12 protein-coding genes are annotated in these 13,730 nt (G+C 43.6%); 5 read left to right on the top strand and 7 right to left on the bottom strand.

Annotation, left to right across the window (positions count from 1 at the left end; translation table 11 throughout):
* Positions 1-385 precede the first annotated feature (385 nt).
* From V7K44_RS19520 to V7K44_RS19510, 3 genes are all read left to right on the top strand, one after another.
* A complete protein-coding gene (locus V7K44_RS19520; RefSeq protein ID WP_334933631.1) occupies positions 386-1,837 on the top strand; it encodes a glycoside hydrolase 100 family protein in 1,452 nt (483 codons plus the stop codon).
* A gap of 208 nt (positions 1,838-2,045) precedes the next feature.
* Positions 2,046-3,458, top strand: a complete 1,413-nt coding sequence (locus tag V7K44_RS19515) for a 16S rRNA (cytosine(967)-C(5))-methyltransferase (RefSeq protein ID WP_334933556.1) — start codon at positions 2,046-2,048, stop codon at positions 3,456-3,458.
* Between the two features lie 57 nt (positions 3,459-3,515).
* A complete protein-coding gene (locus V7K44_RS19510) occupies positions 3,516-3,938 on the top strand; it encodes a tellurite resistance TerB family protein (protein ID WP_334933555.1) in 423 nt (140 codons plus the stop codon).
* Between the two features lie 213 nt (positions 3,939-4,151).
* Here the strand turns inward: V7K44_RS19510 and V7K44_RS19505 are convergent, their stop codons facing one another.
* Both V7K44_RS19505 and V7K44_RS19500 read right to left on the bottom strand, forming a co-directional pair.
* Positions 4,152-4,580, bottom strand: coding sequence for a bifunctional diaminohydroxyphosphoribosylaminopyrimidine deaminase/5-amino-6-(5-phosphoribosylamino)uracil reductase RibD (locus V7K44_RS19505; protein ID WP_322686592.1), 429 nt, complete (start codon positions 4,578-4,580; stop codon positions 4,152-4,154).
* Positions 4,581-4,628: 48 nt separating this feature from the next.
* Positions 4,629-6,038 carry a cobyrinate a,c-diamide synthase gene (locus V7K44_RS19500; RefSeq protein ID WP_334933554.1) on the bottom strand — a complete coding sequence of 470 codons (1,410 nt, stop codon included), beginning with the start codon at positions 6,036-6,038 and terminating at the stop codon, positions 4,629-4,631.
* 237 nt (positions 6,039-6,275) lie between these two features.
* On the opposite strand from V7K44_RS19500, the gene V7K44_RS19495 reads away from it, so the two are divergent.
* Together V7K44_RS19495 and V7K44_RS19490 are read left to right on the top strand one after the other, a co-directional pair.
* Positions 6,276-6,911, top strand: a complete 636-nt coding sequence (locus V7K44_RS19495; protein WP_334933553.1) for a glutathione S-transferase family protein — start codon at positions 6,276-6,278, stop codon at positions 6,909-6,911.
* A 107-nt stretch (positions 6,912-7,018) separates the two neighbouring features.
* Complete coding sequence (locus tag V7K44_RS19490; RefSeq protein WP_334933552.1) at positions 7,019-7,258, top strand: hypothetical protein; 240 nt, start codon at positions 7,019-7,021, stop codon at positions 7,256-7,258.
* A gap of 198 nt (positions 7,259-7,456) precedes the next feature.
* Here the strand turns inward: V7K44_RS19490 and opcA are convergent, their stop codons facing one another.
* From opcA to V7K44_RS19465, 5 genes are all read right to left on the bottom strand, one after another.
* Positions 7,457-8,833, bottom strand: coding sequence for a glucose-6-phosphate dehydrogenase assembly protein OpcA (opcA, locus tag V7K44_RS19485; protein ID WP_334933551.1), 1,377 nt, complete (start codon positions 8,831-8,833; stop codon positions 7,457-7,459).
* Positions 8,834-9,003: 170 nt separating this feature from the next.
* Positions 9,004-10,533 (bottom strand): glucose-6-phosphate dehydrogenase, encoded by a 1,530-nt coding sequence (gene zwf, locus V7K44_RS19480; RefSeq protein WP_334933550.1) that lies wholly within the window; start codon positions 10,531-10,533, stop codon positions 9,004-9,006.
* Positions 10,534-10,659: 126 nt separating this feature from the next.
* Positions 10,660-11,805: a transaldolase gene (tal, locus tag V7K44_RS19475; RefSeq protein WP_334933549.1), complete on the bottom strand. Its 1,146-nt coding sequence runs from the start codon at positions 11,803-11,805 to the stop codon at positions 10,660-10,662.
* Positions 11,806-12,139: 334 nt separating this feature from the next.
* Positions 12,140-13,189 (bottom strand): class 1 fructose-bisphosphatase, encoded by a 1,050-nt coding sequence (fbp, locus tag V7K44_RS19470; protein WP_292782937.1) that lies wholly within the window; start codon positions 13,187-13,189, stop codon positions 12,140-12,142.
* 208 nt (positions 13,190-13,397) lie between these two features.
* Positions 13,398-13,661 (bottom strand): hypothetical protein, encoded by a 264-nt coding sequence (locus V7K44_RS19465; RefSeq protein ID WP_334933548.1) that lies wholly within the window; start codon positions 13,659-13,661, stop codon positions 13,398-13,400.
* Positions 13,662-13,730 lie beyond the last annotated feature (69 nt).

Here is a 13,730-nt window from a genome sequence, read left to right as displayed (position 1 = left end):
TATACTGCAACAAGTTTTAACTTCACACAAACCCTAAACAGCACTGAAGATATGTTTTTGTTTGGTAAAGCAAAGATTCTGGACAGACAACAGAACAATAAATAATCTAAAAGTATATCTTAGGTGACTGTTTTTAGGACTCATGTTACTACTTGCGGTGGAGAAAAATAACTATAATTCACCAAAATAGTAATAGATTACAAGCAATTAACTAACAATAAATTTGCATAAATGTCAGCAATTTTATTCCTTGTTAGTTGATTATTTTTTTGCTCAATTATCTTTGCTATTCAAAGAATCGTTTTTGTTATGCTGAGAATAGTAAAAATAATAAATGAAGACACATCTACCAAAAATTCACAATCCTTATGGAGTTATTCTGGCAATGCACCTAAACGAATTGGAAACTACTGAGAACTTAAAAGAAGTGGAAGAAGCATGGCTAGCACTAGAAAAATCAATTCTCTATTATCAAGGTCGCCCTGTTGGGACAGTAGCCGCTTATGATGCTTCTGTAGAGGCACTCAATTACGATCAGTGCTTTGTCCGGGATTTTGTTTCTGCTGCTCTAATTTTTCTGATTAAAGGTAGAACCGATATTGTTCGTAATTTCTTAGAAGAAACCTTAAAGTTGCAGCCTAAAGAAAAGGCATTAGATGCCTATAAGCCAGGACGAGGATTAATACCAGCTAGCTTTAAAGTGGTATCAGATAATGGGCAAGAATATTTAGAAGCAGACTTTGGCGAACATGCGATCGCTAGAGTTACACCTGTAGATTCTTGCCTATGGTGGATTATTTTATTGCGTGCTTATGTAGTCGCCACAAAAGATTTTTCTCTCGCCTATCAACCTGAATTCCAGAATGGGATCAGGTTAATCATGGAAATCTGCTTGGCGAATCGTTTTGATATGTACCCAACGCTATTGGTTCCAGATGGCGCTTGTATGATTGACCGTCGTATGGGCATTTATGGGCATCCTTTAGAATTGCAAGTCCTCTTTTACACGGCATTGCGCGCATCTCGTGAACTGCTAATTTGTAAAGGTAATTCTGATATTGTTGAAGCCATTGATAACCGTTTACCTCTTTTATGCGCTCATATTCGCCAGCATTATTGGATAGATATTAATCGTCTGAATGCAATTTATCGCTTCAAAAGTGAAGAATATGGCAAAGCTGCTGTTAATCTGTTCAACATATATGTAGATTCTGTTCCCTATTATGAATTAGATAAGTGGCTGCCAAAAAAAGGTGGTTATCTAGCAGGTAATGTTGGCCCATCGCAGCTAGATACTCGCTTCTTTTCACTCGGAAACTTAATGGCAATCATTTCCGACTTAGCCACCGAAGAACAGTCACAAGCGATTATGACTCTCATTGAGGAACGATGGGATGATTTGGTGGGAGATATGCCAATGAAAATTTGTTTCCCAGCTTTGGAACATGAAGAATACAGAATTGTGACTGGATGTGACCCCAAAAATATACCTTGGTCGTATCATAATGCTGGTAGTTGGCCTGTTTTAATGTGGATGTTGGCAGCGGCGGCTGTAAAAACTAATAGAACAAATCTCGCACAAAAGGCGATTGAAGTTGCCCAAGGACGCCTTAGTACAGATGAATGGCCAGAGTATTACGATGGTAAAAAAGGGCGACTGATTGGGAAACAAGCGAGGAAATATCAAACTTGGACAATCACTGGGTTCTTATTAGCAAAAGAACTGATGGCAGACCCCAGTTCTTTACCATTAATCAGCTTTGGAAAATTACCAGCAGAACAGGTTTCTAGGGCGTGTGAGTTTGAAATCGCTAGTGTAGACCCATATATGTCTTGATAGGAAAGTTATTCAATTTTGGATTTTAGATTTTGGATTTTAGATTTTTCCTTCAACCCAAATCCAAATCTAAAATTGATAGAGTTAGGAGCTATTCAATTTTGGATTTTAAATTTTTCTTGGATCCAAAATTGAAAATCTAAAATCTAAAATTGGCAGAGTTGGGAGTTAGAATACAAAAGCCTCCTGACTCCTGAATCAAGTTTCCATGACAAACCCCCGTCAATTAGCTTTTATCGCCTTACGAGATGTTCATAAGGGGGCTTATGCTGATGTTGCCCTAGATAGAGTGCTGCAAAAATTTAATTTGGCTGATTGCGATCGCCGCTTGGTGACAGAATTGGTCTATGGGAGCGTCAGAAGGCAGCGCACTCTTGATACTCTCATCGATCAATTCGCCAAAAAGAAATCTCATCAACAACCACAAGACCTCCGCACCATCTTACATCTGGGCTTTTACCAACTACGTTATCAAGAGCGTATTCCCGCCTCAGCTGCTGTTAATACCACAGTCCAACTCGCTAAAGAAAACGGTTTTTCTGGACTCACGGGTTTTGTTAACGGTCTATTACGCCAGTATCTCAGAAAAGCAGCGGGGCAGAGGGGCAGCGGGGCAGAGGAGAAAGATTCTTTGTTACTTCCCCAGTCCCCAGTTCCCCATTTTGATCCGTTAGAACTTCCAGAAAACCCAGTGGAACGCTTGGGTATTTTACACAGTTTTCCTGACTGGATTATTCAAGTTTGGTTAGAACAACTGGGTTTGACTGAGACAGAACAATTGTGTGAATGGATGAACCAATCACCAACAATTGACTTACGAATCAACCCACTTCGCACTTCCATTGAGGAAGTTGAGGCGGCTTTGCAATCTGCTGGTGTTTTGGTGAGACGGATTCCTCATTTACCCCAAGCTTTACGATTTATTGGTAATACTGGGTCAATTCAAAAACTACCGGGTTTTAGAGAAGGTTGGTGGACTGTACAAGATAGCAGCGCTCAATTGGTAGGTCATTTGCTCGACCCCCAACCAGGTGAAGTGGTAATTGATGCCTGTGCTGCACCAGGGGGTAAAACAACCCACATCGCTGAGTTAATGGCAGATGAGGGAAAAATTTGGGCTTGCGATCGCACTCCTTCTCGTCTTCGCAAACTCCAAGAAAATTCTCAACGGCTAAATTTACAATCTATTCAAATTTACACTGGCGACAGTCGGCACTTCAAGCAATTTCAAAACACCGCAGATCGCGTATTACTCGATGCTCCATGTTCTGGTTTGGGAACTATGCACCGTCATGCTGATGCGCGTTGGCGACAGACACCAGAATCTGTACGAGAACTTTCGGTACTGCAACGAGAATTAATAACACATACATCAACTTTTGTAAAACCTAGTGGTGTACTAGTTTATGCCACCTGTACATTGCATCCAGCAGAAAATGAACAAGTGATTTCGGCGTTTTTAGCTGAGTCACCTGATTGGCAAATTGAGTTTCCCAGTGGCGTTGAGTTACCTGATTCTACCGATAGTACGCCTCAAGGTTGGTTTAAACTTTGGCCCCATCGACAAGACATGGATGGTTTTTTTATGGTGCGCTTAAGAAAAACCAATAATTCCGAGTGAATACTGTTTAGGATTGTACGATTTGGTGGAGGCCTGAATCTACCAGAGGAGGCAGCAATGGTTTCCCCTTCCAATGTAAAAAACTTAGTAAAAATCCTGATTGGAGCAGCCTGGATCGATGGCAGAATCCAGCCAGAAGAACGGCAATATCTCCGCGAAATAGCTCAAGCAAAAGGTTTAGCTAACGACCCAGAAATTAAGCCTTGGCTGTACGAATTAGTTCCTGTACAGCCAAACGAATGCTACGACTGGGTGCGGGAGTATCTAGGCGATCGCCCCAGTCTTGAAGATTGCGAAAATCTGATTGAAGCCATCAGTGGCTTAATTTATAGCGATGGTGAAGTTGCCGTCGAAGAAGCCAGACTCCTGACCCAATTGCAGGATATGGCGAAGCCGAATGAGTCAAATCAACCAGCTCACACTGCGCTTCTCAAACAAATTCAAAAGCTTTACCGCCGTTGGGTTGACGTTCAAAACTAACATGGAGTTATAAGTTTCTCTAAAAGGAGGCGGTGAATTATCTCACTGCCTTTTTGTATCTCTTTGTCCCCAATACGCTTGGGTTAATGATAATTTATCCGTTAAGGCAGGCATGGGGGTCAGGAGGAGAGAAAAAAGCTTAACTCAACAGTATAATCCCCGAATCAAAATGTCTTTAATTTTGAATTTTGAATTGTTAAGATTCTTGTTTCATCACTTTAATAGATATTGATTAAGAAAATTATTCACCTCATCAGTACATAATCCAAGATGAACTACCTTCCCTGCTTTCCTAAGAATGTCCAATCCTTTCCCCTGATTACGAGGATCTGGATCTACTAAAGATACATAAATCTCATCTATACGAGGGTCTTCGGCAATGGCTAAAGCACATGAGGGTGTGCGTCCATAAAAAGAACAAGGTTCCAAAGTTACGTACATTTTCAAGCAGTCAAACGCTTTACCTTGAATCTGGTTAAGTGCATCAGCCTCAGCATGATATTTCCCTGGCGCTTGGGTGTATCCTTTTGCCACTATTTTTTCAGTACCTACAATGACACAGCCTACTGGTGGGTTGGGCAAACATTTTGGCAAAGCTTTTCTGCTTATGGCTAAAGCAGCTAACATAAATGTTTCATTCATTTTTCGCATATTTTATCTAGTTGGACAGAAATAAAAAAATCTTAATCCCTAACAGATTTCTTTTAGACATTCTTTAAGAAACTGCTGGGGAATTTCTCTACTTTCTCCCCAATGCAGATGAACATAAGAAGCATGAACATTTGCAGGTAAACCCCATCCTTCACATCCCATATTTTCTTCGCAATCGTAGCGAGAGGTTTCAAATAGGGGTTGAGTGGGAGTTAAAGTTAAATGGGAACGATGAAACTCATGTCCGTAAACAGTTGTATTTGCCTTAACTAACAAATTATCTTGCAAAGCGACTGCACGACGATAGCCCAAAGTTAAACGTCCACCCATCACAGCAGATGTTGGTAGCACTCCCGCCATTGACCAAGATTTACCTTCAAAATCGATAATTTGCTCGCATAAGTACATCAATCCGCCGCATTCGGCAACCGTAGGCATTCCTTTAAGTATTGCCGTTTTCACTGCATCACGAACGCTGGTATTTTCTGCGAGTTGCTGGGCAAAAACTTCCGGGAAACCACCGCCAAAATACATTCCTTGGATATCTTTTGGTATGTCAGCATCATCTAAGGGACTCCAGAAAACCAATTCTGCACCAAGTTGTTGCAGCAAATCGAGATTGTCTTGGTAGTAAAAATTAAATGCGCGATCGCGGGCTACTGCAATCCTAACTGGGAATGAGGGAGATAAGGAGGCTGAAGCAGAGGGAGAAACGGGTTCTGATTTTAACAAAGGTAATAAGCGTTGCCAATCGAAGCAAGAATCTCCTAAATCAGCGAGGCGATCGATTAAAGCGTTGAGTTCGGGGAGTTCGGCTGTAGGTACTAAACCCAAATGGCGATCGGGAATTGTGATGTTATCTTGACGCCGCAGTACCCCAATAATGGGTAATTGTAAGGATTCTAAAGAATCTTTGAGGAGAGAGAGATGGCGATCGCTCCCGACGCGATTTAATACTACCCCAGCTATTTTAATTCGGGGATCAAAAGATCGATAGCCGTGAGCGATCGCAGCTACAGAACCAGATAAACGACTGCAATCAATCACCAACACCACAGGTAAATCTAACAGCCGCGCAATGTGTGCCGTACTTGCAAAATCAGTTAGGCATTGGGCATTGTTCTTCTCCTTTGCTCCCCTGCTCCCCTGCTCCCCTGCTCCCTCTTTCACTCCATCAAACAACCCCATCACCCCTTCCACGAGGGCATATTCACTCAGTTGGCTATGATGGGCAAAACATTGCTGAACGTAGGCTTCAGAAGTCAATACGGGGTCTAAATTGCGACAAGCACGACCAGTTACGTGTTGATGAAACATCGGATCGATGTAGTCTGGCCCCACTTTAAAAGATTGCACCAAGCGAGCGCGACGGCGTAAAGATGCTAAAAGGGTGAGCGTGACTGTTGTCTTACCCACCCCACTACGTTCCCCGGCAATGACTAAAGCCATAAATGAAACAAATTAATATATATGCAGCAACTATTTCGATTCTTGGCTGTGTGTCTATCGTTACTTTTTGCAAAAGCAGATGCACCAGTTTCTCCAACCGACTAACTCAAAGTTATACCAATTAGAAACAAGAAAACCACCCAATTAGGGTAGTTACGCTGGAAACATCTGTTGAATAATACAGTTGGAGATTAGCCGAGATCGGATAATAATCAGCTACCACAAGAGGAACGTTTTATGATAGTAGTGCATCATCTTAACAACTCGCGATCGCAGCGTGTGCTGTGGCTGCTTGAAGAATTAGGTATCGAATACGAGATCAAATTCTATGAACGCGATGCCAAGACGATGATGGCACCGGAGTCGCTACGCCAAGTTCATCCCCTCGGCAAGTCACCAGTAATTACAGATGCAGACTTGACGATCGCTGAGTCGGGTGCAATTATCGAATACCTAGTCGAGCGCTACGGTAATGGTCGGCTAGTCCCAGCATCCGGTACACCAGAGCATCTGCGCTACAAGTATTGGCTGCATTACGCCGAAGGCTCGGCAATGCCACCACTAGTGATGCGGTTAATATTGAACAATTTCGGGGCAGGTGACAGCAGCGTAGTTAGCGGATTCGTCGCGCCTCAGATCAAACTTCATTTTGACTACATAGAAGGTGAACTTCGTAAAAGTACGTGGTTTGCGGGCAATGAATTTACCGCTGCCGATATCCAAATGAGCTTTCCCCTGGAAGTGGTGGCTGCACTCCCCAAAGAGGTCAAGAACCGGCTAAAGCTTAAAGAATTTGTCGAGCGCATTCACGAACGACCTGCTTACAAACGCGCTTTAGAGCGTGGAGGTAAATACGAAGTATCTTTTCAATAGACTTCTTGCATGAATCGAAACCCTCACCCTAAATCCCTCTCCCAAGCAAGGCTACGGTGTACGCAAAAGTCTTCTAAAGCTGTCCCACGTCTTGACCTGTAATGCCAATGCATCGACCTGTAATGCCAATGCATCGACTTGCTATGTTAATGCATCGACTTGCTATGTTAATGCATCGACCTGTAATGCCAATGCATCGACCTGTAATGCCAATGCATCGACTTGCTATGTTAATGCATCGACCTGTTATGCCAATGCATCGACTTGTTATGCTAATGCATCGACCTGCTATGCCAATGCATCGACCTGCTATGCCAATGCAATACGGTTCGGTTAAGATTTTTTGATGAAAATTATTGCTCGCCAAAGACGCGATAAATCATCGTATATACAAAGGATTGATTCTTGTCTTGACGGCGATTCATCGCGTCTCTTGCCTCCAAGGAAAATAGAAAAACCCTCCAGAGTATTGAAATATCCAAAAATCTGAAGAGTTTATGTTTGATTTTCGCAATTTTGGTAACTTTTATTGTTTCCAGGCAAAACTAACTATTTGTTTCCAATTTGAAAATATTTGCTGTCACTCCCAGACTTTCTTCAAAAAGTGATTCGCGACCCCAGCGTTGTACCTGCTGACTCAGCAATGCTTCCGCCTTTTGTTCAGAAAGTGAAGTCACCTGTTGAAACAGACCGGCAGATTGAGCGCCGCCGTGAGTTTCCATCCGCATACAACCACCAGTTTCCGAGCAAATTACTGTACCAGAGTCTGCCTTCGGATTGGTCGAACTGAGGCGCAAAGCAATCAAGTCGCCAGCAATATCGCCCACATCAGCAAGGGGAACGCCCGCTAATTCGGTTTCTACTTGCCGTTGGTCTTGGGCAATAAAGTGAATGCGAGTGATGTCATAATCTCCGGTTTCCTTTTGATACGAAACTGGCTGCCATGCTAAACGACTTGCCAACCAACCCAAAAACAGCAATGCTTGTGCGGGGTTGCCTTTTTCGTAATCAATAGTTACTCGGTCAACTTCCCGCAGGGCAGCCCGACGATGAGGTGAGTCGTAAGCTTCAGCTGTCAATTCCTGCCATGCTGAGAGACGACGCCAGTTGAGGTCAGCTAGGGGAACACCACTGTCCACCAATTCTTGCAGGCGGAGTAAGTCACTTTCTGGCTCGTTAAAGCGGCAAGAATCCACAATCACATTATTGCAGACGGCTGACAGCCGTTTGAATAGAGTGTTGTTGGGGTCTGGTGTTGCTTTCCACCAAAGAAACTTGGGTAAACCGCCAATTAACAATGCTGGAATCATACCACCGATGCGTTCTAAGGCAGCAGCAGTACCACTGAGAGTGATGTATTCGCAGCAAATTAGTGTACTTGAAGATTGCTTTTGGATGGGGCAATAGGCAGAAACTTGAGCCTTAACTCCTTCATCTTCGCCAGTAATGGGAAATAGCGCGATGATGCGGCAAGGGTTGCGGAGGGCAATTTCATCAGCAATTCTGGGGCTTGGGGCATTTAAGCTGGGAAGTTCAATAGAAGCATTGTCTCCCGCAGCACCGTTTCCTTGACGTTTGATGAATTCTTCTCTCAAGATAGCCAGAGTTTCAGGTGTTGTTGTTCCAGTATCTGGTAGTGCATATTTTCTCTGCACTTGCCGCAAGGCAGCTACCATCTGAGGCCCTAAAATCCCGTCAAGCGGGCCGTTGTAAAATCCCAAAGTAGCCAAAAGATACTGAGTTTCTTCGGGTTCGTAAACCACTAAGGTAAATGTTGTGGCGCGAGTGGCAGCAGGAAGCCCACCGTCCTCGCCAGTAATGCCGTAACTTTGCCAAATTTGATGAAGTTCCGCTTCTATTTCGTTAAGCGAAATATCTTTTGGCGCCTGAAGTGAATAAATTGTAGAAGCTTGGGGAGCCATAGGAGATTTTGGATTTTGGATTTTGGATTTTGGATTTGAGATTTGAGATTTTGGATTTTGGATTAAGAACTAGTAATTTGGTAATTAGTAATAGTTTTTCATATTCCCTATTATCTATTCCCGATTTCGCCGTCCTCAATCTAAAATCTAAAATCTAAAATCTAAAATTGTTAGAGTCTGCGCCAGCGACGGCCATCCTGGTTAATTAAGAATTCTGCTTCTGTTGGTTCCCAGGTACCAGCTTCATACTGGGGAATAGTATTGGCGTCGGCGGGTGCATCCCAAACAGAAAGGGCTGGTGTCACTACCTGCCAAGCGGCTTCTACTTCATCCGCGCGGGTGAACAATGTTTGATCGCCCATCATACAATCAAGGAATAAGCGATCGTAAGCATCAGATGTTGCTTGGATGCCAAAGGAACCATAACTAAAGTCCATGTCAACGGAACGGGTACGGAATTCTGCCCCCGGCATTTTCACATCAAAACGCAGGGAAATACCTTCATTCGGCTGAATCCGCATTGTCAAAATATTGGCGTTTGCCTGTTGGGCGGCAGATTGGAACATCCGAGATGGAACTTCGCGGAAGTGAATGGCAATCTCACTGACTTTTTTCGGCATCCGCTTCCCGGTACGCAAGTAGAAAGGAACACCTTTCCAGCGCCAGTTATCTACCAAAAACTTCATGGCGACGTAAGTCGGTGTGGTGGAGTTAGGAGCAACGCCTGGTTCTGTCCGATACCCTGGCACTTCTTGACCCTTCATCCAGCCAGCACTATACTGACCGCGGACTGCTGACCGCGACAGATTGTGAACATCAGCTAAACGAGTAGCTCGGAGTACCTTCACTTTTTCTGTGCGGATGCTGTCGGCATCCATTGCATTGGGTGCTTCCATCGCCGTTAGGCAGTAAAGTTGCATGAGGTGATTTTGCAACATATCCCGTAGTGCGCCGGCGCTTTCATAGTAACCAGCCCGGTCTTCCACTCCCACGGTTTCTGCCACGGTAATTTGTACGTGGTCAACAAATTGACGATTCCACAACGGTTCAAAAATCGCATTGGCAAAGCGAAACACCAGCAAATTCTGGACTGTTTCTTTACCCAAGTAGTGGTCAATGCGGTAGACTTGGTTTTCTTTGCAATATTTCTGTACCACTTGGTTAAGACTCTGGGCAGAAGCCAAGTCTCGACCAAAGGGTTTTTCAATTACTAGACGATGTTTGTAGGGATCTTCTAGCATCCCGGCGCTTCCTAGCTGCTTAATCGCTTCAGGAAAGAATGAGGGGGCAACCGATAGGTAGAACATTCGATTACCTCGCGTGCCCCGCTTTTCGTCTAATTCACTCAATAAGTTTTTCAGTTTCTGGTAGCCTTCGGGGTTGTCTATATCGCCAGGGCAATAGAACAGACCTTGAGAGAAATCTTGCCAGAGTTCCCCTAAATCGACATCAGAATGTGCCTCTTCCATGCCCTTCTGCATTTGTTCGCGGAAGTACTCATGGCTCCATTCTCTACGTGCTACACCGACAATGGTAGTTTCTGGTGGAATACGCCGTTCTCGCCGCAATTTGTAAAGTGCTGGCACTAGTTTGCGCCAGGTGAGATCGCCAGAAGCGCCAAAAATGACTATAATCTGGGGTTCGGACATCCGTTGTTGTTGCAGACCAACGCGCAAGGGATTTTCTAGCAGACTAACCATAACAATTTTGGGTTTTGGATTTTGGATTTTGGATTGGGGATTAGGGACTGGGTATTGGGTATTGGGTATTAGGAAAATTGTTTACCAGTCCCTAGTCCCTAGTCCCCAGTCCCCAGTCACTAGTCCCTACACTGGTGACAATACCTTGATCTTGTCTTCTAAAGAGTTCATCAAGGACTGGAAGGGCTGGATAAACTTGTCAATACCATCGACTAACAGTTCATCCATTACGGTATCGAGATCGATGTTGATGTCGGGATCTTTGAGGTTTTCAATCAGCGTGTAAGCTTTGTCTACATCTGTTTCTAAGTTTTCGCCTACGTTACAATGATCGGCACAAGCCTTAATCGTCGCTGGTGGTACGGTGTTGACGGTATCACGGCCAATCAACTCTTCGATATACATCACATCTCTGTAGTTGGGGTCTTTGGTGCTGGTGCTAGCCCAAAGTAGCCGTTGTACTGTGGCCCCTTTTGCTGCCAAATCTTGCCAACGCTCGCTTCTAATGATTTTCTTGTATTCTTGGTACGCAATCTTAGCATTAGCGATCGCTACTTTCCCTTTCACAGCTCTCAGCTTTGCTTCGACGGAAATATCATCAACGCCTTTTTTCAACTTAGCATCAATCTTGCCGTCAATGTTGCTATCGATCCGGCTGAGGAAGAAACTAGCGACTGAAGCAATTTTACTGATGTCTTTACCCTCAGCCAGCCGTTTTTCTAAGCCCCGAATATAAGCCATTGCTGTGTTTATATAGCTTTCTACAGAAAACAGCAATGTGATATTAACATTCATCCCTTCGGCTATTACCTGTTCTACTGCTGGCAAACCAGGTTCTGTACCGGGAATTTTAATCATCAGATTTTCCCGACCAATTTCTTGGAAATAGCGTCTGGCTTCGGTTATGGTTGCTTCAGTATCATGGGCAATGGTTGGCGGAACTTCAATACTCACATAACCATCTAGTCTATTGGAGGCTTCATAGACAGGGCGTAAAATATCACAAGCATTACGGATATCTGCAAAAACGAGGGATTCGTAAATTTTGTCTATGGGTAAACCAGCCCGAACTCCGGCTTCGATATCGGCATCATAAATAACGTTACCTGCGATCGCTTTTTCAAAGATAGCTGGGTTAGAGGTAATCCCAGAGATTCCTTGATTTTCAACCATGTCTTTGAGTTCACCTGATTGAATAATGTCACGGGTCAAATTATCCATCCAGATACTTTGACCGTATTGGTTAATTTCTAGTAGATGATTGGTAGACATAGCTCTAATTTGTTTCACTCCTGTATGGTGATGTTTCTAAGTAAGTGGGCAAAACCCATCAAAATTTGATGCTTACTTTTGAATTGTGGCGTTGCCAATCACTTATTGCATCGGCCAGCTGAGATAATCTTTAATACATCTTCAAGAAGTGCGATTCTGCATTCCCAATCCTAAATCACCATGATTAACTTTTAATTAATGCCAGATGCTAGACGCATCCTTGATCCTTTTATTACCGTCTTCGAGTGCAGTATGGCAAAAATAACTATGCAGTTGAAAAAGTTTAAAAGCGTAATTTACAAGCTTTTTTTCTCCTATCTTCTGCCTTCTAACACTAGTGTCCGTTTTGAATAAAAGACTCCACCTTTGCTACATCCTCTTTGCTGCCAATAATTAAAGGTGTGCGTTGATGCAGTTTTTTTGGTACCACATCCAAGATGTTTACCAGTCCTGTAGTAGCACGGCCGCCTGCTTGCTCAATCAAAAAGGCGAGAGGAGCCGTTTCATAAAGCAAGCGTAATTTCCCTTCAGGGTTTTGAATTGTGCCTGGGTAGAGAAACACGCCGCCTTGAACCAAAATTCTATGGATGTCGCTCACCATTGCGCCGCTATAACGAGCGCTGTAGCCTTCTGTGCGGTGAACGTAGCGAATGTATTCTCGAATTGATTCTTCCCACTGCCAAAAGTTACCCTCGTTCACGCTATAAACAGACCCGTGGTTAGGAATCCGAATATTTTCTTCTGTGAGAATAAACTCTCCTAAGCTGGGGTCAAGAACAAAGGAATGAACGCCCTTACCTATAGTATAAACCAGCATCGTGCAGGGCCCATACAGGATGTATCCGGCAGCGAGTTGCTTACGTCCGTTGGTGAGCAGGTCAGTTGCCTTACCATCGCTATCAGTTCCTTCTTGTTGGCGAATGGCGAAAATGGAACCTAAGCTGAGATTATTATCAGTATTGGATGAGCCATCAATTGGGTCATATAGCAAGGTATAGCGACCAATGGGGCAATTTTCGGGGATGTAATAAGGATTTTCCATTTCCTCAGACGCGAGGCGACAGACTAAGCCGCTTTGCTTAAACACTGAGATAAATACATCATTGGCATAGACATCCATCTTTTTGACGGATTCGCCTTGGACATTAACTTCCCCAGTAAATCCAAGAACACCTTCCATTAAACCAGCGCGACTCATGCGACGAGCAACCAGTTTTCCGGCCAGGGCGATGCGATTCATCAGCGCACTTAAATCCTGTGCATCTGGCGAAAAGCTCTGAAGTTGTTGGAGGACGTGACGAGATAAGGTTGTACAGTCACGATCTAAAGCTCTGTCTGTAGCATCGTAGGTAGATAAGTCTAAAGATTCTGGCGCTTTAGCCATTTTATGTTCTCCGCAGCCACTAGCTGTTAATTGGGTTTTAGTCATCTATAGCAACTTATAGTTGCTGCTTCTATCTTAGAAAGGTAATTTGATAACTTAGATGCGACTTTAGATAAACTAAAGAAATGAATCTTCTGTTACCCCTGCACCCAGAGCCTATAAGAAACTACTATCAGATTTGCCCAAGGCAAGCAATCTGCCTGGTTAACTAAGATACTTTTGGTTGCTGCCAGATGATGAGTTTCAATTCAGAGCAGTAGTAAGTCTCATCACTGATTTGGTGTTCGTGGTCAGCTATCCAATCATAAATTTGTGTTGCTTTTGCTAATGCCACTTTTTCTGAACGATAAAGCTGAGGAGTAGGGCAGTAGGCTTGACCATTGATGTGTATAGCTGCAATCTGCCAATAATCGCTCTCTGGTACAACTTCTAAAAACCCGTTACTGTAAGGCTGGATTATTCCTATGTTCATCTACAACCATCAAACTTTCTAATATTGGTCATAACAAAGCAGATACCAGCCAATTCTTCTGAGTCAAAG

This window comes from Nostoc sp. (assembly GCF_036917235.1).
Taxonomy (GTDB): domain Bacteria; phylum Cyanobacteriota; class Cyanobacteriia; order Cyanobacteriales; family Nostocaceae; genus Nostoc.
The sequence above is the reverse complement of the archived record's forward strand: the minus strand, read 5'-3'. Positions and strand labels throughout refer to the sequence as shown.